This is a genomic window from Rhizorhabdus sp. P4_G6, from assembly GCF_056401045.1.
Genome location: NZ_JBFUKC010000007.1, coordinates 18,354 through 43,764, shown reverse-complemented (window position 1 = coordinate 43,764; position 25,411 = coordinate 18,354). Strand labels below are relative to the sequence as shown.

Annotated in this window: 28 protein-coding genes and 1 tRNA gene; 15 read left to right on the top strand and 14 right to left on the bottom strand. The window is 66.1% G+C overall.

Features of this window, described 5'->3' with window-relative positions; all coding sequences use genetic code 11:
- Positions 1–26: 26 nt before the first annotated feature.
- The 4 genes from pyrF to AC1DPF_RS09470 all read right to left on the bottom strand — a co-directional run bounded on the left by pyrF (position 27) and on the right by AC1DPF_RS09470 (position 3,791).
- Positions 27–707, bottom strand: coding sequence for an orotidine-5'-phosphate decarboxylase (pyrF, locus tag AC1DPF_RS09485; RefSeq protein WP_477869714.1), 681 nt, complete (start codon positions 705–707; stop codon positions 27–29).
- Positions 697–996, bottom strand: a complete 300-nt coding sequence (locus tag AC1DPF_RS09480) for a LapA family protein (protein WP_477960939.1) — start codon at positions 994–996, stop codon at positions 697–699. Before AC1DPF_RS09480 ends, pyrF begins: the two co-directional genes overlap by 11 nt.
- 252 nt (positions 997–1,248) lie before the next feature.
- On the bottom strand, positions 1,249–3,567 hold the full coding sequence (locus tag AC1DPF_RS09475) for a patatin-like protein (protein WP_477960937.1): 2,319 nt from the start codon (positions 3,565–3,567) through the stop codon (positions 1,249–1,251).
- 26 nt (positions 3,568–3,593) lie between these two features.
- On the bottom strand, positions 3,594–3,791 hold the full coding sequence (locus AC1DPF_RS09470) for a hypothetical protein (protein ID WP_477960935.1): 198 nt from the start codon (positions 3,789–3,791) through the stop codon (positions 3,594–3,596).
- A gap of 53 nt (positions 3,792–3,844) precedes the next feature.
- Between AC1DPF_RS09470 and radA the strand changes: the two genes are divergently transcribed.
- The 4 genes from radA to AC1DPF_RS09450 all read left to right on the top strand — a co-directional run bounded on the left by radA (position 3,845) and on the right by AC1DPF_RS09450 (position 7,729).
- Entirely contained in the window at positions 3,845–5,212 is a 1,368-nt protein-coding gene (gene radA / locus AC1DPF_RS09465) for a DNA repair protein RadA (protein WP_477960933.1), read from the top strand.
- 167 nt (positions 5,213–5,379) lie between these two features.
- A complete protein-coding gene (locus AC1DPF_RS09460) occupies positions 5,380–5,934 on the top strand; it encodes a CvpA family protein (RefSeq protein WP_477960931.1) in 555 nt (184 codons plus the stop codon).
- A 71-nt stretch (positions 5,935–6,005) separates the two neighbouring features.
- Positions 6,006–7,094 (top strand): PA0069 family radical SAM protein, encoded by a 1,089-nt coding sequence (locus tag AC1DPF_RS09455; RefSeq protein ID WP_477960929.1) that lies wholly within the window; start codon positions 6,006–6,008, stop codon positions 7,092–7,094.
- Between the two features lie 83 nt (positions 7,095–7,177).
- Complete coding sequence (locus AC1DPF_RS09450; RefSeq protein ID WP_477869728.1) at positions 7,178–7,729, top strand: hemerythrin domain-containing protein; 552 nt, start codon at positions 7,178–7,180, stop codon at positions 7,727–7,729.
- A gap of 147 nt (positions 7,730–7,876) precedes the next feature.
- Here the strand turns inward: AC1DPF_RS09450 and moaB are convergent, their stop codons facing one another.
- The 3 genes from moaB to AC1DPF_RS09435 form a co-directional block, all read right to left on the bottom strand.
- Complete coding sequence (moaB, locus tag AC1DPF_RS09445; protein WP_477960927.1) at positions 7,877–8,404, bottom strand: molybdenum cofactor biosynthesis protein B; 528 nt, start codon at positions 8,402–8,404, stop codon at positions 7,877–7,879.
- Between the two features lie 133 nt (positions 8,405–8,537).
- Positions 8,538–10,313 (bottom strand): lytic transglycosylase domain-containing protein, encoded by a 1,776-nt coding sequence (locus AC1DPF_RS09440; protein WP_477960925.1) that lies wholly within the window; start codon positions 10,311–10,313, stop codon positions 8,538–8,540.
- Complete coding sequence (locus AC1DPF_RS09435) at positions 10,310–11,056, bottom strand: uracil-DNA glycosylase (RefSeq protein WP_477869734.1); 747 nt, start codon at positions 11,054–11,056, stop codon at positions 10,310–10,312. The genes AC1DPF_RS09440 and AC1DPF_RS09435 overlap by 4 nt, the downstream gene beginning before the upstream one ends.
- Before the next feature lie 110 nt (positions 11,057–11,166).
- Here AC1DPF_RS09435 and AC1DPF_RS09430 point away from each other — a divergent pair, with 110 nt between their 5' ends.
- Positions 11,167–12,816, top strand: a complete 1,650-nt coding sequence (locus AC1DPF_RS09430) for an electron transfer flavoprotein-ubiquinone oxidoreductase (protein ID WP_477869736.1) — start codon at positions 11,167–11,169, stop codon at positions 12,814–12,816.
- 44 nt (positions 12,817–12,860) lie between these two features.
- On the opposite strand, the gene AC1DPF_RS09425 is transcribed toward AC1DPF_RS09430, so the two are convergent.
- Positions 12,861–13,127 carry a hypothetical protein gene (locus tag AC1DPF_RS09425; RefSeq protein WP_477960924.1) on the bottom strand — a complete coding sequence of 89 codons (267 nt, stop codon included), beginning with the start codon at positions 13,125–13,127 and terminating at the stop codon, positions 12,861–12,863.
- A gap of 87 nt (positions 13,128–13,214) precedes the next feature.
- On the opposite strand from AC1DPF_RS09425, the gene AC1DPF_RS09420 reads away from it, so the two are divergent.
- Positions 13,215–13,580: a hypothetical protein gene (locus tag AC1DPF_RS09420; RefSeq protein WP_477869739.1), complete on the top strand. Its 366-nt coding sequence runs from the start codon at positions 13,215–13,217 to the stop codon at positions 13,578–13,580.
- Positions 13,581–13,714: 134 nt separating this feature from the next.
- Here the strand turns inward: AC1DPF_RS09420 and AC1DPF_RS09415 are convergent, their stop codons facing one another.
- Both AC1DPF_RS09415 and AC1DPF_RS09410 read right to left on the bottom strand, forming a co-directional pair.
- Positions 13,715–14,563 (bottom strand): 4-(cytidine 5'-diphospho)-2-C-methyl-D-erythritol kinase, encoded by an 849-nt coding sequence (locus tag AC1DPF_RS09415; protein WP_477960922.1) that lies wholly within the window; start codon positions 14,561–14,563, stop codon positions 13,715–13,717.
- Positions 14,560–16,215: a tetratricopeptide repeat protein gene (locus AC1DPF_RS09410; protein WP_477960920.1), complete on the bottom strand. Its 1,656-nt coding sequence runs from the start codon at positions 16,213–16,215 to the stop codon at positions 14,560–14,562. The genes AC1DPF_RS09415 and AC1DPF_RS09410 overlap by 4 nt, the downstream gene beginning before the upstream one ends.
- Before the next feature lie 143 nt (positions 16,216–16,358).
- On the opposite strand from AC1DPF_RS09410, the gene AC1DPF_RS09405 reads away from it, so the two are divergent.
- Positions 16,359–16,955, top strand: a complete 597-nt coding sequence (locus AC1DPF_RS09405; RefSeq protein WP_477960918.1) for a peptidylprolyl isomerase — start codon at positions 16,359–16,361, stop codon at positions 16,953–16,955.
- A 155-nt stretch (positions 16,956–17,110) separates the two neighbouring features.
- Here AC1DPF_RS09405 and AC1DPF_RS09400 read toward each other — a convergent pair whose 3' ends face one another.
- Positions 17,111–17,485, bottom strand: a complete 375-nt coding sequence (locus AC1DPF_RS09400) for a VOC family protein (RefSeq protein ID WP_477869747.1) — start codon at positions 17,483–17,485, stop codon at positions 17,111–17,113.
- A gap of 257 nt (positions 17,486–17,742) precedes the next feature.
- Here AC1DPF_RS09400 and AC1DPF_RS09395 point away from each other — a divergent pair, with 257 nt between their 5' ends.
- The gene (locus tag AC1DPF_RS09395; RefSeq protein ID WP_477960916.1) at positions 17,743–18,042 is read left to right on the top strand and encodes a putative quinol monooxygenase; all 300 of its coding nucleotides are present in this window, start codon (positions 17,743–17,745) and stop codon (positions 18,040–18,042) included.
- A 118-nt stretch (positions 18,043–18,160) separates the two neighbouring features.
- Here the strand turns inward: AC1DPF_RS09395 and AC1DPF_RS09390 are convergent, their stop codons facing one another.
- Entirely contained in the window at positions 18,161–18,649 is a 489-nt protein-coding gene (locus AC1DPF_RS09390; RefSeq protein ID WP_477869751.1) for a flavin reductase family protein, read from the bottom strand.
- A 163-nt stretch (positions 18,650–18,812) separates the two neighbouring features.
- Here AC1DPF_RS09390 and infA point away from each other — a divergent pair, with 163 nt between their 5' ends.
- From infA to AC1DPF_RS09360, 6 genes are all read left to right on the top strand, one after another.
- Complete coding sequence (infA, locus tag AC1DPF_RS09385; RefSeq protein ID WP_010162480.1) at positions 18,813–19,031, top strand: translation initiation factor IF-1; 219 nt, start codon at positions 18,813–18,815, stop codon at positions 19,029–19,031.
- Between the two features lie 10 nt (positions 19,032–19,041).
- On the top strand, positions 19,042–19,671 hold the full coding sequence (locus AC1DPF_RS09380) for a Maf family protein (RefSeq protein ID WP_477960914.1): 630 nt from the start codon (positions 19,042–19,044) through the stop codon (positions 19,669–19,671).
- 61 nt (positions 19,672–19,732) lie between these two features.
- Positions 19,733–20,734, top strand: coding sequence for a ribonuclease (locus tag AC1DPF_RS09375; RefSeq protein ID WP_477960912.1), 1,002 nt, complete (start codon positions 19,733–19,735; stop codon positions 20,732–20,734).
- A complete protein-coding gene (locus AC1DPF_RS09370; RefSeq protein ID WP_477960910.1) occupies positions 20,712–20,873 on the top strand; it encodes a DNA gyrase inhibitor YacG in 162 nt (53 codons plus the stop codon). Before AC1DPF_RS09375 ends, AC1DPF_RS09370 begins: the two co-directional genes overlap by 23 nt.
- A gap of 66 nt (positions 20,874–20,939) precedes the next feature.
- A tRNA-Phe gene (locus AC1DPF_RS09365) sits at positions 20,940–21,015 on the top strand.
- 124 nt (positions 21,016–21,139) lie between these two features.
- Positions 21,140–22,060, top strand: coding sequence for a TauD/TfdA dioxygenase family protein (locus AC1DPF_RS09360; RefSeq protein ID WP_477960908.1), 921 nt, complete (start codon positions 21,140–21,142; stop codon positions 22,058–22,060).
- Positions 22,061–22,149: 89 nt separating this feature from the next.
- Here AC1DPF_RS09360 and AC1DPF_RS09355 read toward each other — a convergent pair whose 3' ends face one another.
- Both AC1DPF_RS09355 and AC1DPF_RS09350 read right to left on the bottom strand, forming a co-directional pair.
- Positions 22,150–23,310: an aromatic ring-hydroxylating oxygenase subunit alpha gene (locus AC1DPF_RS09355; RefSeq protein WP_477960906.1), complete on the bottom strand. Its 1,161-nt coding sequence runs from the start codon at positions 23,308–23,310 to the stop codon at positions 22,150–22,152.
- A 37-nt stretch (positions 23,311–23,347) separates the two neighbouring features.
- Positions 23,348–24,562, bottom strand: coding sequence for a cytochrome P450 (locus AC1DPF_RS09350; RefSeq protein WP_477960904.1), 1,215 nt, complete (start codon positions 24,560–24,562; stop codon positions 23,348–23,350).
- A gap of 157 nt (positions 24,563–24,719) precedes the next feature.
- Here AC1DPF_RS09350 and AC1DPF_RS09345 point away from each other — a divergent pair, with 157 nt between their 5' ends.
- The gene (locus AC1DPF_RS09345) at positions 24,720–25,358 is read left to right on the top strand and encodes a TetR/AcrR family transcriptional regulator (RefSeq protein ID WP_477869768.1); all 639 of its coding nucleotides are present in this window, start codon (positions 24,720–24,722) and stop codon (positions 25,356–25,358) included.
- Positions 25,359–25,411: the final 53 nt, after the last annotated feature.

The following is a 25,411-nucleotide window of genomic DNA, read 5'->3' as shown; positions in this document are numbered from 1 at the left end:
CCCCGTCTCATCGACCTCGCCGCCGGTCAGAGCGTCGCCTCGATCGAGCGGGCGGCGTGATCGGGATCGGCCGCATTGGTGATCGGCCGGCCGATCACGAGGATAGAGGCACCCTGATCGAGCGCCTGGCGCGGTGTCATCACCCGCTTCTGGTCGGCCAGGCCGTTGCCATCGGCAGGGCGGATGCCGGGCACGACGAAGAAGCCTTGCGGCCACAATTTCTTGGCGGCCCTGACCTCGTTGCCCGAGCAGACGACGCCGTCGAGCCCCGCCTCCCGGGCCAGCATCGTCAGGCGCTGGACCTGGACGTGGCTGTCGTCGGGGACGCCGATCGAATCCAGATCGCCATCGTCCAGGCTGGTCAGCACCGTGACGGCGACGACCTTCGTGCCCACCGGCGCCGCCGCCTTGGCATCCTCCATCATCGCCAGCCCGCCGGCCGCGTGGACGGTGAGGATGGCGGGCTGGAGGCCGCCTAACGCCTGTACCGCTTTGGCGACGGTGTTCGGGATGTCGTGGAGCTTGAGATCGAGGAAGATCGGCAGATCGAGCGCAGCCATCTCACGGACGCCCGCCTGGCCGTGCGCCGAAAAGAACTCGAGCCCCAGCTTGATGCCGCCGACATGGTGATGGACGCGCGCGGCGATCTCCTTCGCGCGGACGATATCGGGCGTGTCGATCGCCACATAGATCGGGCTACGCTTCAAAACTGGATCCCATCGGTTGTGCAGTGGGCTCCGGGGCCGGCGCGCTGGCCAGCAATGCGTTACGCTCCAGATTGTCGATCCTGCGCTTGAGACGCCACAGCTTGGTGCGATGGACCGCATAGGTCGGAAGGAAGCCGACCGCCATGCCGATCACCATCAGCATCGGCAGCTTGACGTCGGCGGTCAGCCCGGCCCACAGGTTGACGGGGACCGGTGTCCAGTTTCGCAGCGAGAATATCACCGCGACCACGGCCAGGATCACCCAAAACAAGGTCTTCAGAAAATGCATGGCGCCGCTTGTCCTCCAGCGACGAAGCGTGGTCAAGACGGGTAACACGGGTCTGCGTTTTCCGCTGTTCCGGGCTACGGCCTTCACAGATTTTCCTTCTGTTCGTCATCCCAGCGAAAGCCGGGATCTCTCCTGGTACCTTCTCAAGAGCTTAGCGCAGAGAGATTCCAGCTTTCGCTGTAATGACGGGTGGAGAAAGTTCCTGTATTCGAACGATCTCTTCGTGCGATGGGCAAAGTTCCGGGAGGGGCGCTAAACTCCGATTTCTTCGTCGATCGCCGCGACCAGTTCGGGTATCGCTGCCAGCCGTCCGCGCTCTTCGTCGAGAATGGCGCGAAACAGCGTCTGCTTGAGGGCGGCGATATCTTCGCCGGGGATCGTCTCGCCCGCGGGGATCGCCGATATGACCAGGTCGATCATCCGTTCGGCGCCATGCAGGCGGCCCCACAGATAATCATTTTCGCGATAGGCTCGGCTGAAAAAGGCGCCGAACAGGTTGAACTCTATCCCCTTGAGGGTGGCGGCGGCACCGCCCTTGCGGATCGAGCCGGCGTCATCGGGGGAAATCCGATCGACCTGGATCGCATGGAATTCCTGCGTGCCCTGCACGCGGATCAGGGACAGCGTCGCCAGATCATAGAAGCTGAAGCCAAGATAGCCGAGCAGCAGCGCCCGCCGATCGGCCCTGGCGAGGCGGGGCAGGACGGCGGCGATCGCCCGATCGGTATCCACGTCCAGCGCTTCGAGATTGCGCGCCGCGGCGATGCTGGCGAGGGCAGTGGCAGGATCTTCCGCGAAATGCTGCGCGGCGGCCACCACCGGCCGGGCATAATGATCGCGCATCTGCAGATCGAGAAACGGCGCCAGCGAGGTGTAGATCGCATTGCGCGCCGCCTGCAGGGCGAGCTCGCTGCTGCCGCCCTTGCCGGCTTCGATCTCGGTCAGCCGGTCGGCGAGGAAGCGGAGGCGACGGATGCGGAAATCGAGATCGTGCCGGCGCAGGAAGGCAAGCAGCGTGTCGCTGGTGCCGCCGCTTCCCAGCGCCTCCGGCCCCTCGAAGCCCTGCGCGCGCATCAGCGCGGCGATGCTGCTGCGGATCGCGTGGCGTGCGGCGGCATCCTCGGCGGCGCCAAGCAGCGCGATCGTCGAACTCAGCTCGTCGGCGATGATCGTCAGCTTGAGTTGGCCATAACCGGCATAGGTGAAGCCGGCGCGGCGGGCGGCTTGCTCATGGGCGCGGGCGCGCCAGCCGCCGATGCGTTCGGGGCTCGGACGGTAGAGCAGGATCTGGCGCTCCATGGCGCCTTCGACCGCGGCATCGACCTCGGGCCGGATCGCCTCGATGATCTGCCGCGTCTGCGCGATACTGATCGAGCGTTGCTCGATCAGCTCGAGATTGTCCCGGATCGGCTGCGCGCGCGGGATGGTCGACATCGCTCCGAAGATGGTGGCGAAAAAGCCCGGCAGGCGGACCTTGCCGTCGCGATGACGCTCGGGAGGCCCTTGTATGTTGGCGGTCGGATCGAGATACACGAAGCGTCGGTCGACCTCGCGCCGGGCCGGGCGATTGCGGAGCGCTTCGATCGCCGGGCGGAAGGGCGCGTTGGCGAGCACCGAGCCATCGATCAGCACCAAATCCTCCGGACTCCCGCTGGCCGCAGCCCTGGGGAATATCCGGTCGAGGAAGGTTTCGCGCCCCGGCCAGTCACGCTCGCGGCTCTTCAGCACGCCGTCGAGTTCGGCGACGTTGAACGGCGGGAAGGCGCCGGGGAAGCTCGCGGTGGCGCGCGCGGCGAAGGCCAGCTCGGTCGGCTCCGCCAGGTGGCGCCGCCCGACGCCGCGATCGACAAAGCCGATCGTCAGCCGGTGCTCGCGCTCCTCGGCCAGCGCCGGGCTGTGCAGCCGCAGCCGCTGATTATAGCCGTGGAAATCGGTGACGGTGACCGACACGTCGAGCGGCTGGCGCTCGGGCAGCAGCGGCGGACCGGCGGGTTCGGCCGCCATCGCGTCGAAGGCGTCGAGGATGAGATTGGTGAAGGTGACGCCGCCGAACGGCGGATGGAACCAGCGCGCGCGCACGAAGCCCGACAGCTTGCGGCGCACCTCGGCGCGGGTGCCGGGGGCGACCGTCCGCTCGACGGTTCCGCCGCGCCTGCGCGACAGCATCCAGGCGAAGGGCAGCGCCCATAATTTCGTGAAGCGCGACAGCGGGCGGGCATCGGGATCGAGCAGCACCTCGACATCGGCGCGATCCAGCCACAGCGTCGTCAGCGGTTCGAGCGACTGGCCGGTCGAGATCGCATGGCCGAGGAACAGGCCGTTCATGCCGCCCGCACTGGCACCCGCGATGATGTCGATCAGCACGCGCAGCTTGACGCTCTTGTCGGCCTCGATCCGTTCGAGCAGCTGCCGATAGATCGCTTCGCTGCCCTCGCTTCCGGTGGCGCCGTCATGGAAGGCGCGGCTGGCACGGGCGAGCCGCCACAGTTCCTTGGTGATCCCATGCATGTAGACGGCCAGGCTGACTCCGCCGTAGCAGACCAGCGCGAGCCGCAGTTCCTTCTCCCGCATCGTCGTGGCTTAGCGCCTGTTCGGGATCACAGCCAGCCGCAATCCTTGAGCATGCGCCGCCTTTGCTGCTCGCTGGCGCGGGACCAGATCCGTCGATTCTCGATCGTCTGTTCGCTATCGACAGGGGGCGGGGGTGTCTTCAACAGGAGCGCGAGCCTTGCGCGGCTAAGGTCGATACGGCTTTCGTCGTCCCGCTTGCGGGCGTCATCGCGGTTGCTTGTCATGGCGCTATCGATGATGTACCCCTTTTGTTCGGAACGCAAGCACAGGACTCCCCATGGCCAAACCGCAGAAACGCTACGTCTGTCAGGCATGCGGCAGTGTCGCGACGCGCTGGCAGGGGCAGTGTGTCGATTGCGGCGAATGGAACGCCATGGTCGAGGAGGCGTCGAACGTCACCGTGTTTTCGGCCAAGCATGACCTGCGCTCGGGCGGCCGGGCGATCGCGCTGGTCGGGCTGGATGCCGATATCCCGCTGCCGAAGCGCTGGTCGACCGGCATCGCCGAGTTCGACCGCGCGATGGGCGGCGGGCTGGTGCCGGGTTCGGCGACGCTGATCGGCGGCGATCCGGGCATAGGCAAGTCGACCCTCCTGCTCCAGGCGGCGGCGCGGATGGCCCTGGCAGGGCAGAGCGTCGCCTATATTTCCGGGGAGGAGGCCGCCGACCAGGTGCGCCTGCGGGCGCGGCGGCTGGGGCTGGGGATGGCACCGGTGCAACTGGCCTCGGCGACGTCGGTGCGCGATATCCTCACGACGCTCGAGAAAGCCGCGCCGGCGCTGCTGGTGATCGATTCGATCCAGACGATGCACAGCGACCTGATCGAGGGCGCGCCGGGGACGGTGAGCCAGGTCCGCGCCTCCGCGCAGGAACTGATCCGTTTCGCCAAGGATCGCGGCACCGCGCTGGTGCTGGTCGGCCATGTCACCAAGGACGGCGCGATCGCCGGGCCGCGCGTGCTCGAGCATATGGTCGACACCGTGCTGAGCTTCGAGGGGGAGCGCAGCCATCAGTACCGCATCCTGCGCGCGGTCAAGAACCGCTTCGGCGGGACCGACGAGATCGGCGTGTTCGCGATGGCGGAAGAGGGATTGGACGAAGTCGCCAATCCGAGCGCGCTGTTCCTCACCGCCCGCGGCGAGGGGATGAGCGGGGCGACAGTCTTCCCGGCGATCGAGGGGACGCGGCCGGTGCTGGTCGAGATCCAGGCGCTGACGGTGCGGTTGCAGAGCGGGGCGACGCCGCGCCGCGCCGTGGTCGGCTGGGATTCGGGGCGGCTGGCGATGATCCTCGCGGTGCTGGAAGCGCGCTGCGGGCTGAGCTTCTCCACCGCCGAAGTCTATCTGAACGTCGCCGGCGGCTATCGCATCTCGGACCCGGCCGGTGATGTCGCGGTGGCGGCGGCGCTGGTCTCCGCGCTGGCCGAGCGTCCGGTGCCGACCGACTGCATCGCCTTCGGCGAAGTCGCGCTGTCGGGCGAGATCCGGCCCGTGGCGCATGCCGGGCTGCGGCTGAAGGAAGCGGCCAAGCTGGGCTTCGGTTCGGCCTGGGCGCCGGGTGGCAAGGACGAAAAGCAGGCCGGAATGCGGCTGGCGAGCTTCTCGACCCTGGGGGCGCTCGTTGACCATATCCTCGGGCGGCGGTAGTTAGGCCAGCCCATGATATCAAACACCTCCGCTCATCCTGAGGAGCCACCGAGCTTGTCGAAGTGGCGTCTCGAAGGATTATTCGGGTCCTTCGATATGGGGCTTCGACAAGCTCAGCCCCTACTCAGGATGAGCGGTCGTTTTCGTAATGGTGTCAGGTTTGTTTCATGCATGGCTTGACCGGTCTCGATATCATCGTGCTGCTGGCGATCTTCGGCGGGGCCGTGTTCGGCCTGATCCGGGGGTTCATCACCGAGATCATTTCGCTGTTCGCCTGGGTCGCGGCGATTCTGGCGCTCAAGCTGTTCCATGGTCCGGCGACGTCTCTTCTGCTGCATGTCGTCGGCAATGCCAGCGGGGCGAGCGTGCTCGCCTTCGCGCTGGTCTTCCTGATCGTCTATGCCGGCGGCAAGCTGATCGCCGGTTCGCTCGGCCGGCGCACGCGGACCTCGGTGCTCGGGCCGCTCGACCGCGTGCTCGGCTTCGGCTTCGGCGCGCTGAAAGGGCTGATCATCGTCACGCTGGCCTATCTGCTGATCAACCTCGGCTATGACACGCTCTATGGCGCGACGTCGGACCGGCCGGGCTGGATGCGCAATTCGCGCACCCACCCGCTGCTGAACGCGACCGGCCGCGCGATCGTCGACTGGGTGGGTAATCGCCGCAAGGCGGGCGGGCTGATCGGCAGCGCGCCGGTCGAAAAGGCGCCAGCAGCGAAATAGACTGGTAGGAAGCAGGGGAAGAACTTCCACACGGCGCTTGCACGGCCATTTGTTCTCGATATGTTCTATCTGTGCCCGACTCGCCATCACCCCTGCCGCCCCCGATCAAGGGGCGCGGCGCCGCCAATGCCGGCTTGAGCGCGCGCTTCGACGACAAGGCGCGCGAGAGCGATGGCGACTGGCTCGACGGGCGCGACGCCATCGACGGCGAGGGACCGCCGCTGCGCACCGAGGTGACGATCGAGCATGCAAGGACGATCATCACCCGCAACCAGTCGCCCGATATCGCCTTCGACCGCTCGATCAACGCCTATCGCGGCTGCGAGCATGGCTGCATCTACTGCTTCGCGCGGCCGAGCCATGCCTATCACAACCTGTCGCCCGGCCTCGATTTCGAAACGAAGCTGTTCGCCAAGCCCGACGCCGCGGTGCTGCTGCGCAACGAGCTGGCGAAGCGCGGCTATCGCTGCACGCCGATGGCGATGGGCACCAACACCGATCCCTATCAGCCGATCGAGGCGCGCTTCGCGATCACCCGATCGGTGATCGAGGTGCTGGCCGAACATGATCATCCGCTCATCATCACCACCAAATCGGCGCGGATCGTGCGCGACATCGACCTGCTCGGGCCGATGGCGGCCAAGGGCCTTGCCGCGGTGATGATATCGGTGACGACGCTCGATCCGGTCATCGCCCGGCGGATGGAACCGCGCGCGTCGGCGCCGCGCCAGCGGATCGCGGCGATCAGGGCGCTGGCGCAGGCGGGGATCCCCACCTCGATCAGCGTGTCACCGGTCGTGCCGGCGATCACCGATCATGAGATCGAAGCGATCGTAGCGGCCGGGGCGGAGGCCGGGGCACGCGGCGCTTTCTCGCTGGTGGTGCGGCTGCCGCACGAGGTGGCCCCGCTGTTCCGCGAATGGCTCGCGGTGCATTATCCCGATCGCGCCGCCAAGGTGATGGCGCTGATCAGCGAGATGCGCGGCGGGCGCGACAATGATCCCAACTTCTTCGACCGGTTCAAGCCCAGGGGCGCTTATGCCGCGGCGCTCAAGACGCGCTTCAGGATCGCCTGTGCGCGACATGGCCTGAATGCCGAGCGGCTGGTGTTGCGCACCGACCTGTTCCGCGTCCCTACCGACCAGCTCGACTTGTTCTAACCGGTTGTTTCACCTGCGTTTCCGCAACCCTGCGGGGTGTGCTTCGTTGTGACCGCCGATTCCATGAGATCAGGAGAGCAGCCATGTTGGAGGAAAAGACCACCCGCAGTTTCGCGATCGGAGCGGCCGCCGGCCTGACCGCCGGGCTTGCCGCCAATGCCGTCCGCAAGATATTCATCCAGGCGCCGACGATGATGGCGGGGCAGTGGGACGATGCGCTCGCCGCCGAGCACAAGGCGGCGCTGGGGATCTTCGACATGCTCGAGAAGACCGAGGACAGCCATAAGGTCCGCCGCTCGCTTCTGCTCACCCAGCTCACCCATGCGCTGACCAAGCATGCGCTCGAGGAGGAGAATGCGGTCTATACGACGCTGCGCGCCCACGGCCAGGCCGAAGAGGCCGATCACCTCAACAGCGATCATGGCTATGTGAAGCAATATCTGTTCGAGCTGGGCAGCATGGCCGCGGACCACCCGCAATTCCTGCCCAAGCTGCGGGATTTCCGGACCATGATCCAGGAGCATATGCGCGAGGAGGAGGAGAAGATCTTCCCCAGGCTGCGCGGGCTGCTCAGCGAGGAGGAGAATGCGAAGCTCACCAAGGCGATGAACATCGAGGGGCTGAAAATCGCGTGAGGACGGGCGGCTGGATGATAGGGCGTCATCCTGAACTCGTTTCAGGATCCACTCTTCCGCCAGGGCCGCTTCCATGTGACTGAGTGGATGCTGAAATAAATTCAGCATGACGGCACAGGGTATGGCGGCTCGCGGAGACAGCGGGCGCTACCGCTCCATCAGCCTCGGCATCAGCTCGACGAAGTTGCAGGGCATGTGGCGGCTGTCAAGCTGATGGACGAGGATGTCGTCCCAGCCGTCCTTAACCGCGCCGGTCGAGCCCGGCAGCGCGAAGATATAGGTGCCGCGGGCGACGCAGGCGGTGGCGCGCGACTGGATCGTCGAGGTGCCGATCTTGGCGTAGCTGAGCCAGCGGAAGAGTTCGCCGAAGCCGGGGATCTCCTTGTCCCACACGCGCTGCAGCGCCTCGGGGGTGACGTCCCGGCCGGTGACGCCGGTGCCGCCGGTGGTGATGACGCAGTCGACCTGGGGGTCGTCGATCCAGCCGTGCAGGCGGGCGACGATCAGCTCGACCTCGTCGCGGATGATGGCGCGGTCGGCGAGGGCATGGCCGGCAGCTTCGATCCGCGCGACAAGCGTGTCGCCCGAACGGTCCTGGGCGAGATCGCGGCTGTCGGACACGGTGAGCACCGCGATGCGCACGGGATGGAAGGGGAGGTCGTCCTTGATCGGCATGATCGTCCTTTTTCCGCTCATCCTGAGGAAAGGCTGAGCTTGGCGAAGCCTTGTCTCGAAGGATCCTCCGAGACGCCATTTCGCCAAGCTCAATGGCTCCTCAGGAGGAGCGGGTAAAGAGGATCTTGCCCGATCAGTCCGCCGCGGCCGGCGCGCCCAGCGAGGTCAGACGCACCGCGTCGCGGCCCGGCAGGCCGGGGAAGCGCGGCCAGAGCCCCTGGCTGATCGCGGCCAGGCTGGCAGGCTTCGTGCCCGACTGGCGCTGGTACATCCAGTAATTGCGCAGCACGATCGCGACATAGGCGCGGGTCTCGCTGAACGGAATCGATTCGATGAACAGCAGCGGATCCGCGAGGTTGCGGCCGCGCGCATTCCAGTTGGCGACCGAACTGGGCCCGGCATTATAGGCCGCGATGACCTTCGGGAGCAGGCCGCCGGTGGAGCCGATATTATCGGCCAGCTCGCGCAGATAGGCCTGGCCCAGCTCGATGCTGGTGGCTGGCTGTGCGAGCATCGCGGGATCGAGCGTCCGGCCCTGGTGGCGGGCGATCATGGCGGCGGTCGCCGGCATCAGCTGCATGACGCCGCGGGCGCCGGCCGAGCTGGTGGCCTCGGTGCGGAACTGCGATTCCTGCAGCGCATGGGCGAAGACCAGCGCCTTGTCGACCTGCCAGCCCGAGGCCGGGGTCCAGCCCGGCATCGGATAGCGCGCGCTGGCGGAGAGCTGCGTGCCGGACGGGCCGTTCTGGGCCAGCCAGATCTGGGTCGCCGGCAGGTTGAGCCGGGCGGCCAGGTGGACCAGCGATTCATGGTCGCGGCTGAGGCCGATGCGTGCCTGGTGGCGCAGCACCGACTCCGCCAGCGCGGCCTCGCCGATCTCGGCCAGGGCGGTGGCGCGGCGGACGTTGGCGAGCGCACCGATCCCCGCCCAGTCGTTGGCGGTGAGCTTCATGGTCGCAGCGCCGTCGTCGCTCAGCCCGAGCGCGTTCTGCGCGATCAGGCCGTAGAAACTCTCCTTCATCCGCGCCGCCGTGCGCAGCCGCGGCTCGACCCGCTCGGGATGGTTGCACGCCATGTCGGCGCGGCTGGTCCAATAGAGGCCGGCGGCGATCATTTCCGGATCCCGGGCGCGCGCCGACACCTGTTCGAAGGCGATGCCGGCGTTCAGGCAATCCTTCTGCCGCCACGCGGCGAGGCCGGCGACCCAGCTCGCCTGGACGGCCCAGTCACCGACGCCGGCGCGCGCCTGATCGGCGATGCGGCGCGTGTTGGCGTCGTCGCCGGTAAGATAATAGCCCCAGGCAAGCCGCTGCAGCCATTCGGCCTGCGCCTCCGGCGAAAGATCGCCGAGGCGGGCGATGATGATGGCCTCCGCCTCGCTGGGTTGGTCGCTGCGCAGCAGCGGGGTGACGATCTGGGCCAGCGCGGCGGCGGCGCTGTCGTTGCGCATGGCGCGGGCGGACTGGCGCTTGGAGGGGCCGGCGAAGCGAACGAAGTCGCGGGCCAGCGGCAGGGCGGGCGTGCTCAGTCCGCGGCGCGAGGCGAGGACGGCGAGTTCGGCGGCCTCGGGAAGATCCGGAGCGCCGGTCAACACAGCGGCGAGCGCGTCGTCGGAGACCTTGGGCGATCCCTTGGCGAGGATGAGCTCGGCCTGGGCAACATCGGTCAGGAGCCCGCCCGGCAACGCGGCGATGCCGGCCTGGGCCGCGGCCCAGTCGCTGCCGCGGATGGCGCTGAAGATAGCGCGGTACTTGCCGCGCTGCTCGACGGTCAGGCCGGAGACGATCGGCAATGGCTGGGCCGCGGCGGCGAGGCCGGCGGCGGCGATCGGGACGGCGACGGCATTTTGCGCGGCGGCGATGGCGGGGGTGAACGCCAGCACGCCGGCGAGGAAAAGCGAACGCATCATCCGAGCGTCTTCATCAGCAACTGGAGGTCCTCCCACGCCCGTTTCTTCTGCTCGGGGTGCTGGAGCAGGGTGCGCGGGTGGAAGGTGGCGATGGCGGTGGTGGCGCCGCCGGCGAGCTTGACGTCATGCGGCCGGCCGCGCGCCTCGACGAAGCCGAGGTTCAGGAAGGCGCGCGAGGGCTGCTCGCCCATCAGCAGCAGCGCCCGGGGCTTGGCGAGCGCGACATGGTGGCGCGCCAGCTCGCCGAACAGCGCGCCCGACGCCTTGTCGACATAGCCGCCGGCGGGGCGCCCCGGGGCCATCGCGGCGAGATAGAGCGAATCGCGGCTGCGGCCGATCGCCGCCAGCATCTTGTCGAACAGCTGGCCGGCCGCGCCGGACAGCAGCGTGCCCAGGGCGCTGTCGTCCGCCTCCGGCAGGTCGACCAGCACCATCAGGCCCGAGGCGGCATCGCCCATCGCCGCAACCCGCGCGTGGAGCGGGATCGAGAGCTTGTCGCTGCTGGCGAGCCAGGCCTGGAATGCGGGAAGAGTGTCGGGAAAGGCGGCCGGCGAATCCGGCGCGGCGGGCTGGACAGGCTGGGCGCGAACGGAGGCCGGTGAAACGGCCGGCGCCGGCCGCTCGATTTTGGCCAGCCAGTCGCGCGGTTCCTCGTCGATCAACGTGTCGAGACCGGCGTCCTGCCACCAGCCCAAGAGGCTGGCAATGTCCGCCGGTGATCCGATATTTCCCCCACCCATCATGGCCGGGAGTAAAGGAATGGGTTGACGAAGGCGTCAATCTGCGGGCAGCGGCTTTAGGGCGTGACGTTTTTTTGACGCGATGATCGGAAGCAGTAACGAGGACGAGGTACATGTCGACGCGCGATTCCATGGCTTATGACGTCGTGATTGTCGGAGCGGGCCCCGCGGGCCTTGCTGCCGCGATCCGGCTGAAGCAGCTTGCCAACGAGAGTGGGCGCGAACTTGGCGTCTGCGTTCTGGAAAAGGGCTCCGAGGTCGGCGCCCACATCCTGTCGGGCGCCGTGGTCGATCCGATCGCGCTCGACGAGCTGCTGCCCGACTGGAGGGACCTCGACAGCCCGCTGACGGTGCCGGTGACCGAGAATCATCACTGGATCCTGACCAAGAACCGGCAGTTCTCGATGCCGCACATCGCGATGCCCGGCTTCATGAACAACGAGGGCACCTATACGCTGTCGCTCGGCAATCTTTGCCGTTGGCTGGCCGGGCAGGCGGAGAATCTCGGGGTCGAGATCTTCCCGGGATTCGCGGCCGCCGAGATCCTCTATAATGACGACGGCTCGGTCAGGGGCGTCGCGACCGGCGACATGGGCGTCAGCCGCGAAGGCGAGCACAAGCCGGACTATCAGCCCGGCATGGAACTCCACGCCAAATATACGTTTTTCGCGGAGGGCGTGCGCGGTCATCTGTCGAAGATGCTCAAGGGCAAGTTCGATCTCGAATCCGACTGCCAGCCGCAGACCTATGCGATCGGCATCAAGGAATTGTGGGACATCGATCCCGAGAAGCATGTGCCCGGCCGGGTGATCCACACCCAGGGCTGGCCGCTCACCGACGAGGTCGGCGGCGGCTTCCTCTATCACCAGGCCAATGGCCAGGTCGCGCTCGGCTTCGTGGTCGGGCTTGGTTACAAGAACCCGCACCTCTATCCGTTCGAAGAGTTCCAGCGCTGGAAGCAGCATCCGAAGATTCGCGAGATATTGGAGGGCGGGCGCCGCATCTCCTATGGTGCGCGGGCGATCAACGAGGGCGGCTGGCAGGCAATTCCGAAGCTGGTATTCCCGGGCGGCGCGCTGATCGGCTGCTCGGCGGGCTTCGTCAACGTGCCGCGCATCAAGGGCAGCCATACCGCGATGAAGTCGGGCATGCTCGCCGCCGAGGCCGCGTTCGAGGCGATCACAGCCGAGCGCGAGGGCGACGAGCTTTCGGCCTATCCGGTCGCGCTCAACGACAGCTGGATCGCCAAGGAACTGAAGATCGTCCGCAACAGCGAGCCGTTCGTCGCGAAGTTCGGCCCGTTCGCCGGCACCTTGCTGGCGGGCGTCGACATGTGGATGCGCAATCTCGGCATCGGGCTGCCCTTCACCCTCAAGCACCACAAGGACAATGAGGGAATGTGGCGCCAGGATATCGCGCCGAAGATCGTCTATCCCAAGCCCGACGGCGTGATCAGCTTCGATCGCCTGTCCTCGGTGTTCCTGTCGAACACCAATCACGAGGAGGATCAGCCGGTCCACCTGCAGCTCAAGGACCCGAGCGTCCCGATCGACATCAACCTGCCCTTCTACGACGCGCCCGAGCAGCGCTACTGCCCGGCCGGCGTCTATGAGATCGTCGGCCGCGACGAGGGCACGCCGCGCCTGCAGATCAACGCGCAGAACTGCGTCCACTGCAAGACCTGCGACATCAAGGACCCGACCCAGAACATCAACTGGGTGACGCCCGAGGGCGGCGGCGGGCCGAATTATCCGAACATGTGATGCGGGTGGGCCGGGGGAAACGCCGGCCCGTTCGTTTTGGGCGATTACTGGCCGCAGGCGCTGTAGTCGCCATCCTGGCAGGCGGCGACTCGTTCGCGCCATTCGGCGCGCTCGCGCTCATAGCGCGCCTGCGCCCGGCGGTTGGCGGCGCGGATATCCGCGTTCGAACGATCGCGGCGGTTGACCGCCGCCTGCGCGCGGCTGTTCAGTTCGATGGTGCGCAACCGGTCGGCACGATGTTCGGCGTCTTCGACCTGCGCGAGGGCGGGGCTGGCGGCCAGGAGCGAGGCGGCAATGAGGGTACGGATCATCCCGTGGCGCTAATCGCGTCATCCTTGCGGCACGCTGAACCGCCCCAAGCTTGCGTTGTCGGCCCAGCACCGATATGCGCGCCTTCGATGTCGACGCCCCGCAAGACCCTTTCGCTCAGCCGAGCCGCAGCGCCCGCCGATGGCCCCGCGCTGTCGCCCGAAGCCGAAATGCTGGCGCAGGCAGTGCGCCGCAAGCTGTGCATCGTCGCGGTCTATAACCGGACTGCCATGCAGATCGCGCCGCACATCCTCTACACCCGTCATGACGACCTGTTCATCGACGGCGTCGTCACGTTGCGCGACGGCAAGGTTCCGGCCGAGCTCAAGCTCGGCACCTTCAAGCTGGCAGGACTCAGCAATGTCTCGCTGACCGCGGAGAATTTCGTGGTCCAGGCGCTCTACGATCCCAGCGATTCCAAATATGAAGGCGTCACGGTCGCCAAGGCGGCTTAACGCCCAAATCGCTCTCTGCGCTACCTTGTCGAGAAAAGTGCCAAGAGAGATTCCAGCGTTCGCTGGAATGACGAACAAAAGGGAAAGCTGTGAAGGCGGTGGCCTTCTGGGGCAGGGGCCTCTTCGCAACGCGCCTAACGCAGCCTGCTGGCCAGCCGCCACCAGTCCGGGTGCGCGGCGGCGATCCGTTGATCGGCGGCGTCGCGCTTGTGCTCGTCATCGAACAGCGCGAAGCAGGTTGCGCCCGATCCCGACATGCGCGCGAGCAGGACGCCGGGCTGGTCCGCCAGCATCGCCACGACATCGCCGATCACCGGGCATAGTTTTCGGGCCGGCGGCTCGAGATCGTTGCGGCCGGCCAGTGCTGCCGCCAGCGGATCGCCCGGGGCCAATGGCCCCCGGTCGATGCCGTCCCAGCCGGCGAACACCGGGCCGGTGGCCAACGGGGTGCCCGGATTGACGAGCAGCAGCGGCAGACCGGCAAGGGCGCTGGACGCGATCGACGTCAGCGCGTCGCCACGCCCGTCGCCGCGCAGGGTGGTCGAGGCGAGGCAGGCCGGCACATCCGCGCCAAGTCCCCGCGCAAGCTCCACAATCCGGGGATCGTCGATCGCAACGCCGTAACTGCGGCTCAGCATCCGCAGCGCCGCCGCCGCATCGGCCGAGCCGCCGCCCACGCCCGCTGCCACGGGCAACCGCTTGTCCAGCCGGAGCGCAGGCGGATCGCCCTGGCCCAGCAGGGCGGCAAGCCTGCGGGCGGCTCGCATCACCAGATTGTCCTCGGCATTATCGGTCGCCAGGGCGCCGCCGAACGGACCGGTCAACGCCAGCCCTGCGGCGCCGTCGACGATGTCGATCAGGTCGCCATGCTCGGCGAAGGCGAAGATCGTCTCGATGTCATGATAGCCGTCCGCGCGCCGCCGGCGGACATGCAGCGCGAGATTGATCTTGGCATAGGCGCTCTCGACGTGCCGGCCGGTCACTTCGCCGTCATCGTCGCGCCTGGTCCGTCGGCGAGCTTGTCGTTGATCCGGGCGGCGCTCGGCTTGTCGGCCTGGACGAGCGCGGCGCGCCAGGCGTAGCGCGCCTCGATCCGCCGGCCCGCCGACCAATAGGCGTCGCCAAGATGTTCGTTCATTATCGACTGGCCGGGCTCGCTCGACACCGCCCGCTCCAGCGTCGCGATCGCGCCGGGATAGTTTCCGCGCTTGTAGTAGAGCCAGCCCAGCGAATCGGCGATCGCGGCATCATTGGGGTCGAGTCCGCTGGCGCGCTCGATATAGACCTGCGCCTGGGCCAGGTTTTCGCCATGATCCAGCATGCCATAACCAAGATAGTTGAGGACGACGGCCTGGCTGGGATCGAGCCTGTTGGCCTGGAGCAGCAGCGCCTTGGCCGCCGGCCAATCGCCCGCCCGGTCGATCGCCCCGGCCTTGAGGAAGAGATGGACCCAGTTGGGCTGGCCGCGGGCCGCATCGATATCGATGGCGCGCTGATAGGCGCCTGCGGCCTCGGCCGAGCGATCGAGATCGGAGAGAATGCCGCCCAGCTCGACGAACGCCGCCGCGTCGGCGCCGGGTTGAGCGGCGAGCTTCCTCGCGTCGGCCAGCGCACCCTCGCGATTGCCCATCGCCAGCAAAATGCCGCCGCGTTCCTGCCGGGCCGCTTCGGACAGCGGATTGTCCGCGGGCACATGGGCGAGCAGCGCCAGCGCGGCATCATGATAGTCGTTCGCGGCGAGCAGATCGGCGGTCGCGATCGACGCGGCGGCATTGTCGGGCGCGATATAGCCGGCGAGCCGGGCGAGCTGGAGCGATACCGGCGAACGGCCGTCGCCCTTCACGTCGATGGCGAGCTGCGCGAACAGTTCGGACAGGCCCAGCGCGGGCGTGTCGATGGCGCCTGTCGTCAGCTTTCCCGCATCCAGCGCCGCGCGTGCGGCCGCCAGCTCCGGGGTCCGGCCGTCGAGGATCGAACGGGCGCCCGCGCTGTCTCCACGCTTGGCCAACAAAGCTGCCGTCGCCAGCTGGAGCCGGGTCGCACGGCTGTCGCCGGCGGCGATCAGGCGCCGCAGGTCGGTGAGGACGTCGGTGCGCCCGGTCGCCAGCGCGATCAGGATATGATGATCGCGGGCATAGGCGTTGGCCAGCGGCGTCCCTGCCGCCGGAGACGCCCTGCGGGCCGGATCATTTTCACCCTGGCCCAGCGCCACCCAGCCCCGCATCGCCGGAACGAGGAAGGCGAAGATCTGCTCGCGTTCGATCCGGTCGACCAGCGCGGCGGCGCGCTTCCAGTTGCGCGCGGTGACGGCATCGCCGAGCAGCATCAGCACGGCGTCGGCGGGCAGCGCGCCGGCCTTGTCGAGCTGGTTCGCGGCAAGGCTCGCCAGCTTGAAATTCCCTGCCGTCAGCGCCTGGCGATAGGTTCGCAGGGCCAATTGCCTGTCCTGCGGAGACGCCTGGAGCAGGCGCGCATAGCTCGCAGCGGCGGCCTCGGGCATGCCGTTGGCGTCGGCGAGCCGGGCATGCACATATTGCCGCATCTCCGATGTCGGATCGGTCAGGTTCGCCGGTGCTGCGATCGGCCACGCAATCAACAGACCCGCGACCATGGCAGCGCGCTTCGGCTTCATCATTTCACTCCCGGCATAGCAGGGCCTGTCTATCGCATATGGCGCGCGATAGGCCAGCCATAAGCAGCGGGCGGGGGGCACGGCCATCGCTCCGCGCGCCCGTCTTGACGATGGACGACCGCTGCCGGGCCGCTAGAAACAGTAAAATGATTCGTCGACAGCTGATCGCCATCTCGCTTGCCTTGCTTGTCGCCACGCCGGCGCCCGGCGCACCGGACAAGGCCAAGGTCGCGGTGAAGACCAGCGAGGGGACGTTCGTGCTGGCGCTCGATGTCCGCCATGCTCCGATCACGGCGGGCAATTTTCTCGCCTATGTCGACCAGCATAAGCTCGACGGCACCCAATTCTATCGCGCGGCGCGCGCGCTGGGCAATGCGAAGCGGGGCTTCATCCAGGGCGGCGTGCACCGCGACGCGCGCCGTTCGCTGCTGCCGATCGCGCATGAGCCGACCAGCAAGACCGGCATCCATCATCTCGACGGCACGATATCAATGGCGCGGCGCGAGCCCGGCACGGCGCAGGGCGAGTTCTTCATCCTGGTCGGCGATGCCCCGGCGATGGATGCGCAGCCCGGCGGGCGCGGCGACACGGCCGGCTATGCCGCGTTCGGACGGGTGATATCCGGCATGCCCGTCGTCAAGCGCATCCTCGCGTCGCGAACCTGGCCCGGCGGATCGGGCGCGATGAAGGGCCAGCTGATCAGGAAGCCGGTGGAGATCATCGAGGCGAAGCGGCTGAAATAGGGTGCGGGGGCGGATGTCGAACGGCCTGGGCGGGTCGTCGCGGTCGGGCAGTTTCGATCGTTCACTGTGGAAAACCGACATTTCGCGACAGGTTCTGGCAGTGGCCAAGTCCCGGCGGGGCGTTGCCTGAGACCCGTTGCCCCGTGCCAGAACAGTCAGCAACGGCCAGCAGGAGAAGGGCCGCTGTTGATCTCTACGATATTGCCGCTCGGATCGACCACGAGCAACTTTCCTCGGGTCCCTGCCGCTGCAACCGGCTCCACGCAGTGAAGCACCGCCTGCGCCGAGGATCGGACGCGATCGCGGATCGCGAACCACTCTGCGTTCGCGACGACGTGGCCAAAGTGCATCTCCTGTCGCTGTTCGGCCCGTATGGCGCTACCCGGTTTGTCGTGCAAAGTGAGCTGGCCGCCGAACACATAGAGATTGGCTGCTCGATCGCCGAGCATCTCAATATCCGCCCCGAAACAGTCGCGATAGAAGGCGATGCATTCAGAAAAGGCAGCTACTGGCAGCGACAGGTGAAACATGCGCCTGCTCCCGTTCATGTGCTATTGTCCAGACCGACGATGGCCGCTTTCGGGCTGCCAAGGCAAGAGGCTGAGAGGCAATCGCGGGGTCGTTGCGGTAACAGGCGGCGGCCGCCTGTCTGCAAGCGCTCGCTTACTGTCATTCCATCCACACTGGTGCAATATGGCCGGGTCGGGCGATCCGCTGCTTCCAGATCGGCTCGCATCGGAGGCGGAGCATTCTTCCCATCGCCCGATTGCCTCGATAGGGTCGCGTCATGTTGCTGATCGTAGGAACCGTTCGCTTGCCGCCCCAAAATCTGGAAGCGGCTCGGCCGATCATGAAACGGATGGCGGATACAAGCCGCGCCGAGGAAGGTTGCCTGGAATATGGCTATGCCGAAGACATTTTCGATCCTGGGCTCATCCATGTGAAGGAAATGTGGACCGATCAGATCGCGCTCGACCGCCATTTTGCGGCCCCGCATTTGTCCGAGTGGCGGGCGGCCTGGCCTGGCCTCGGCATCGGTGATCGCAACCTGCGCGTCTACGATGTCGGTGAACCGCGTTCGACGTAGCCCGGGCCCGCTCACAGTCCGGCGCCATGAGAAGCAGYGGGCCCCGGGGGCGAGCCCAGGGCGGCGGGAACAGGCAGGCGGGCCGTCAGCATGCGGCCTCCTTCATGGGTTCGCGACGTCAGCGCGCCGCGTTGGCGAAGGTGCCGTCGACCCAGACCAGTGGGTTGATCTCGTCATGGTTGAGAACCTGTTCCACTTCACCGATGAACAATGTGTGGGTGCCGATGTCGATCGTCTGGGTCGTTCGGCAGACCATGCTCGCCAGCGCGTCCTGCAGCACCGGGATGCCGTCGGGGCCTTCGATCCAGCCGCCGGTCTCGAAGCGCGCGCGGCCCTTTTTCTGGCCGCTGAAGATGCCGACCAGATCGCGGTGCCGATCGGCCAGGAGATTGACGCAGAAGTGCGAGCCTTCCGACAGGACGGGGTGGATGCTGGCGGAGCGGTTGACCGCGGTGAGCAAGGTCGGCGGTTCGGCGCAGACCGACATCACGGCGGTGGCGGCCATTCCGGTCCAGCCCTCGCCACGGCCCGCGGTGACCAGCGCGATGGTGGTTGCCAGCCGGCGCATGGCGTTGCGGAAACCGTCCTTGATATCGTCGTCGGTCATCTTGTTCTCCGTGAGGCCACTTTGGCGCTAAAGAAATGCTCGTCGGGGCGCAATCATACGCCGCCCGATCTTCGCGGGCATCGCCCCGGTGCGGCTTTTCTTTTGTCGGTCAAGCGGGTATGGCGGCGCCGATTCCAATATTATATCCCCATGAGGCTGCGGTTTGGCGAAAGAAGAGTTGCTGGAAATGCGCGGGCAGGTGGTTGAGCTTCTGCCCAACGCCATGTTCCGCGTTAAGCTGGAAAACGACCATGAAATCCTCGGCCATACCGCCGGAAAGATGCGCAAGAACCGCATTCGGGTGCTCGTCGGCGACGAGGTTCTGGTCGAGCTCACGCCTTATGATCTGACCAAGGGTCGCATTACCTATCGCTTCAAATAAGGGCGGGCCGTTGTCCCGCTCCGCAAGTCCGCTGGTCCTGGCGTCGGGCAGTCCGCGCCGGGCAGAGTTGATCGCGCGCCTCGGGCTGAGCCCTGCCGCCATCGATCCGGCAGACATCGACGAGACACCGGGGAAGGGCGAGCTGCCATTGCCCTATGCCGCCCGCATGGCCGCGGAAAAGGCGATGGCGGTGGCGGCGCGTCACCCCGGCATGGCTGTTCTCGGCGCCGATACGGTGGTTGCCGCCGGCCGCCGGATCCTGCCGAAGACCGAGGATGCCGAGGCTGCGCGCAACTGTCTGACGCTGCTGTCGGGGCGGCGCCACCGGGTCCATTCCGCCGTCACGCTGATCGACGCCGGCGGCGTCGCGCGACATCGCCTGTCGACCAGCATCGTCGCCTTCAAGCGGCTGACGGTGGCCGAGATCGACTCCTATCTGATCGATGGCGAGTGGCACGGGAAGGCCGGTGGCTATGCGATCCAGGGCTATGCGGAGAGCTGGATCCGGATGCTGTCGGGCAGCCATTCGGGCGTGATGGGCCTGCCGCTGTTCGAAACCCGGGCGCTGCTCGCATCGGCGGGACTGTTGCCGGCGGCTGGTGCCGTTCATCATCCGATCCCATCGGATCGGCCGCGCTAGATGCCGATTCTTCGGCGATGTCCGGATCGGCGGACGATCGGTCCACGCCGAAATCGCCCCGATGCGTGAATGGCTATATGAAGCCGGCATCGGCGAGGTGCGCGCCGCGCTGATCGAGGACGGCGCGATCGTTGTCGCCGCGATCGAGGCCGATGACGATGGCGTGCGCGCCGGCACGGTGGCATCGGCGCGACTCGCCCGCATCGTCATTCCCGGCCGCCGCGCCGTGGTGAGGCTCGACACCGGCGAGGAAGCCCTGATCGAGCCCGTGCCGGGCGGCGTTTCCGAGGGCGGCCGGCTGATGGTGGAGATCCATCGCGCGGCGTTGCCCGAGCCGGGCCGCGCCAAGCTCGCGCTCGCACGGCCGGCGGCGGCTGACGCGGTGCCCGGACCGGCGCCCGCCCTGCTGGATCGGATCGCTGCATCGGGCGAGCCCGTGCGGCAACTCTACCCGCACCAGCCGGACGCGCTGGAGGCGGCTGGCTGGTCCGAACTGATCGACGAGGCAGCGACCGGCCATGCCGGGTTCGACGGGGGGGCGCTGCGCCTGTCCCTCACCCCGGCGATGAGCCTGATCGACGTCGACGGCTGGCTCCCGCCCGCCGATCTCGCCATTGCGGGGGCCGCCGCGGCAGCTCGGATGATCCTGCGCCACGGCATCAGCGGCTCGATCGGCATCGACCTGCCGACCGCAGGCAGCAAGGCAGCCCGCCTCGCCGCCGCCGAGGCGGTCGACACCGTCCTGCCGCAGCCGTTCGAGCGGACCGCGGTGAACGGCTTCGGCTTCCTCCAGATCGTCCGCCGCCGCGCCCAGCTGTCGCTGCCCGAGCGCGTGCAGGGGGATCCGGCGGGCGTGGCGGCGCGCGCCCTGCTGCGCCGCGCCGAACGAACGCCGGGCGCAGGCCTGCGGACGCTGGCGGCGGCGCCGGCGGTGATCGCGCTGATCGAGAAGAACACGGCGTGGCGCGAAGAGCTGACGCGACGAATCGGTGCTTCCATCAGCTTGCGCGCCGACCCCGCACTCGCCATATCGGCCGGACATGTCGACGCCGAAAATCCCTAGATGCCCCGTGTGCCACAAGCCCGAGCAGCAGAAGTTCAGCCCTTTCTGCAGCCAGGGATGCCGCGACAGGGACCTGCTGAAATGGCTGGACGAGGGCTATCGCATCCCCGGCCCGCCCGCCGATCCGGAACCCGAATAAATCGGCAAAAGCAGGCTGGACATACCGCGCACCCCGCCTCTATAGGCACGCCTTCCAACGCCAAGTGCCCAGGTAGCTCAGTTGGTAGAGCATGCGACTGAAAATCGCAGTGTCGGCGGTTCGACCCCGTCCCTGGGCACCATTTTTCCAGTTTTCCGTGCGATAGAAGAACGCGGACCGCGGGCCTGCATTTAGATGTGCTCGCACCACTGCGGCCTCTGCTTTCCGGACTGCAATGACTCCGGCGGTGAGAAACCTGAAGCCTGGTGTTGCGATTTCTCATTCGGTTCGCCGGATTGGGCGGGTATAACCTCAACACTCGGCACGCACTCGTTGAAAAAGGCGGCCATCGATCGTGGAGAGGTCCAACCATGGCAAGCGATATTCAGCTGGCGTCGCCGTCGGCGGCTCGACCGTCGATCGCCGTCAAGCAGCTATCGGGCGTGTTTGGAGCGCAGATCTCCGGTATCGACCTGTCGAAAGACCTCGATGCGGACGCTCTCGACCACATTTACGCGGCGCTCGATCAATATCGAGTCCTCGTCTTCCGAGACCAGCAAAATGTGCAGCCGAGGCATCTCCTTCAGTTTGCCAGCCATTTCGGCGAGCCCGAAACCGCGGAGCATCCGCAGCATCCCGATTATGATGGCGTCGTGGGTGTCAAAGTCCTGCGCAGCGACGCCAAGGAAGTCGGCAACCGATTTGCCGATAGCTGGCATACCGACGGCGCGACGCGGACTGACACCCGCTACATCAGCGTCCTGCAGGCGATCGACATTCCCGAATACGGCCGGGACACTCTGTTCGCCGACATGGTAACGGCGTATGAGAGGCTGTCCGCGCCCATCAAGGATTTTCTGGAAACGCTGACGGCCGAACATAATTGGGGCCTGCAAAAGCCCGGCTCCCCGTCGGTCTACCATCCAGTCATATTGACATGCAGGCGCACCGGCGCCCGCGCGCTCTATGTCAATCGCGTTTACACCAAGTCGATCAAGGGGTTGCGGAGTGACGAAAGCGACGCCCTACTTGATTTCCTGTTCAAGCAGGCACGGATTCCCGAACTGCAGCTCCGAGTCAGCTGGGAACCTGGCACTATCGTAATGTGGAACAACGAGCTGACCCAGCACTACCTCGTCTTCGATCGTGCCTATCCGCGTGTCATGCATCGCGTCATGGCCACCTGACAACTCGACGAACCGAGCGCTCGACGAACATTCGGTGATCTTTTTTCCTGATCGGCATCTTGACGATTCTGGCCCGTGGCTCCTGCCAGCTATTCCGCTGCTTGCGGAAGCTGGGATTCCAGAGCCTGACGAAACAGATGCAGTCCCAACTCGTTCTTGCCGAACAGGATTTCAGACTGCGCCGCCGTTTCAAAGCCGCGTTGGATCTGGAAGCTGGCGACGTAGTCTTCCGTTGCCACGAGGTTGGCATTGAAATCGAGCGTTGCGTTGGCCTTGGCCACCGCCTCTTCGGTGTCGAGGCATTCGGTGCGCACGGCGTAGACCAGGCGACTGGTGGAGCGGCCAGGCTCCTTGCTCGGCTGAATGATCTGGAGCCCGATGGCGTTCTGCCAGACGACCACCATGGTGCCCGGGAACATCACGTACTGGAGGTTGATCATGTCTTCTTTCAGCGGTTCCCAGCTTTCCTCCGGCATGTCGCGCAGCTTTTCGATGTGCTGCTGAACGAAGGTGATGAGGATATGGGGGCCGAAGCGATCAAATGTGGTGCAATTCGAAACCATGAAAGGCGCGATGCTGTCACGGTGCAGGGAGGCGAAGTGGTAGCTTTCGAGATGCCCCTCGACCACGAGCTTCCAGTTGGCGGCCTCGACTTCGCGCGTGCCGACAAGGGTGTAGTCTTCGAACCGATTATCGAGTCCCATGTGCACATCGGCGCCTGCCATCCACTCCTCGATATCGATTTCGATGCCGGGGGTGAGGACGGCAAAGACGATGCCGCAGCGTTCGGCGACGGCGATCCGGGTGAGGCCGCGCGTCGCGGTGTCGAAGGAGCCGAAGGTTTTGGCATTGGCAACGCCGATCAGCTTACCCGCATTGTCATAGGTCCAGCCGTGATATGGGCAGGTGAAGCGTGTCTGCCGGCCACTGCACATTTCGGGCGCGACCTGCGCACCGCGATGACGGCACACGTTCAGGAAGGCCTGCAAGCCTTCTGCGGTCCGGGTGATGAGGATGGGAACATCGACAATCGTGACGGACAGGAAGGATCCGACCTCGGGCAATTCGGCCGAGAGCCCGACGACGACCGGCTTGCGCTTGTAGAACTGCTCGATTTCCTCGTCCCACATGGCGCGATCGATGTAGTCCGAGACGGGGACCGACATCAGGCTGTCCGCACTGTCGGTGGTTCCTGCTTCGAGATGGGCAAGGAAGCGCTTGGCGATGGAGACCTGGGTTTTGCGATCCATTACGACTACCTGAGCTGGGAGGGGAGGCGGGCTCGTTCTATTGCTTCGAACGGACGGGCACGTGGAGATAGGCGAGTGCCGCGGATATGTTGCCGGCAGGTTCGACGCCGCTTTCGACAAGTTCATAATCCGAGTTTGCGAGCGTGCCGATCATGGCTTCGAGCTCCATCCTGGACAGATGCTGGCCAAGGCACCGGTGCGGCCCGGCGGCGAATGTGACGCTCCGTGCGCCAGATCGCGTGAAATCCATCTCGGTGGCCGCGCCGAGGAAGGCTGGATCGAAATTGGCCGCCGGCCAGAAGATCAGGGTCGCTTCGCCCTTTGGAAAGCGGAAGCCATCGATCTCGACATCTTCGGCATTATACCGGCCGGTCATCGGCGCGGATGCGAAAACCCGAAGGAATTCGAGCGTTGCGGTACGCACCAGATCGGGGTTGTCGCGCAATTCCTGCCGGCGTTCGGGATTGCGACCTAGATACACCGCAGCGCAGCTGAAGGTGGCCTGGGTGGTATCGAGGCCGCCGATGATGATGTTCAGGACGCAGCGTTCGATATCCTCGGCCGAAAACCGATATCCGTCGAAATCCGTCCTCGCCAAGTGGCAGATGAGGCCGGCCCCCTCCGGATCCTGCGCCAGGCGCGCGACTTCTTCGTGCACCTTGCGGCCGAACTGGCTTGCGCCTTCGATACGGCTTTCGACCGAGCCGATGCAGAACGCAGCATTATGGATGGGTAGCGCGTATTCGGACCATTCCTCCTCGGGCAGGCCGAGCAGGCGCATGGTGACCCGCGCAGTGACCGGCTGGGCGAAATCGGCAGCCCAATCCCACTCGCCGCGCTGACGCAGATCGACCGTGATCCTCTCGATATCGGCGAGCACAGTTTCGCGATAGCGAAGGATGTTCGCCGGTGAGAACCAGGGATTGAGCGCCTTGCGCATCCGTGCGTGCGCTTCACCATCAAGGTCGGTAGGCGCCATGAGCGGCATCACGGTCTTGGGGACGACGCGATAGCCGAATTCGTTGGTGAACAGGTCGGGCCGGTCGGTGACCTTGCGCACCATGTCGTAGCTGGTGACGATGCTGTAGCCATTGTCCCAAGCGGTTGTGCGCAATGCCCGGATCCGGCGCTCGGCCAAGCGCTCGATCACGTTGAAATAATTGTCACGATAGAATTCCGAGTGATGATCGAACGCGTTGAGAAACGCGTCGATCTCTTCCGCATTGGCGCCCGCACGGAACTCCGCCAGCATCGATAGACTCCCAGACGTCGGATGCCGGTCGCGATCGATCGCCCAGAGAGGGAAAGGATCGACGAGTCGACTCGAACAAATTTATCAAGATGGGGTTTAGCCGACTATCTTTACGGTGTAAAGATAGTCATCCGATGAGAGGCCTGAAACAGATAAAATGGACATCCAGTCGCAAACCTATCATCACGGCAACCTACGGCAGGCCCTTGTGCAAGCCGCGCGCGAGATGATCGAGGAGGTCGGGCCGGAAGGTTTTTCCCTGCGCGCGACCGCCAAGCGCGCCGGCGTATCCGCCACTGCGCCGGCGCACCATTTCGCCAACGCGCGTGCGCTTCTGACAGCGGTCGCCGAAGGGGGCTTTTGCGAACTGGGCGCATATATCGACCGCGAACCGCGGGACGACGATCCGGTTGTGGAACTGCATGCTGTGGCGACACGCTATGTCGAGTATGCTGCGCAGCATCCCGGCCTATTTCGACTGATGTTCCGCGAAGGGCTGACGGATCGGACGAGCTCTTCGTTCAGGGAGGCGAGCAAGCAGGCACTCTATCGGGTATCGTTCGCACTGGCCGCGTACCAGGGCATTCCGCTGCGGGCGCAAATGGAATCGTCCCGCCACCCTGTCGTGGTGGGCATGTGGGCCTCGCTGCATGGGCTGGCGCACCTGGCGGTCGAAGGAACGGTGATCTACAGTGCCGACGATAAGGAAGATGAAGCCGGCGTGCGCCTAATAGACATGCTGCCGGCAATCCTGGCAGACCAATGGCCGGCAAAGCCCGCCGCGAACGACCTTTGAACTGACGGGTGCAAGAAATCAGGCTCGCTTGATGTCGGCCGGTATTGCTGCAG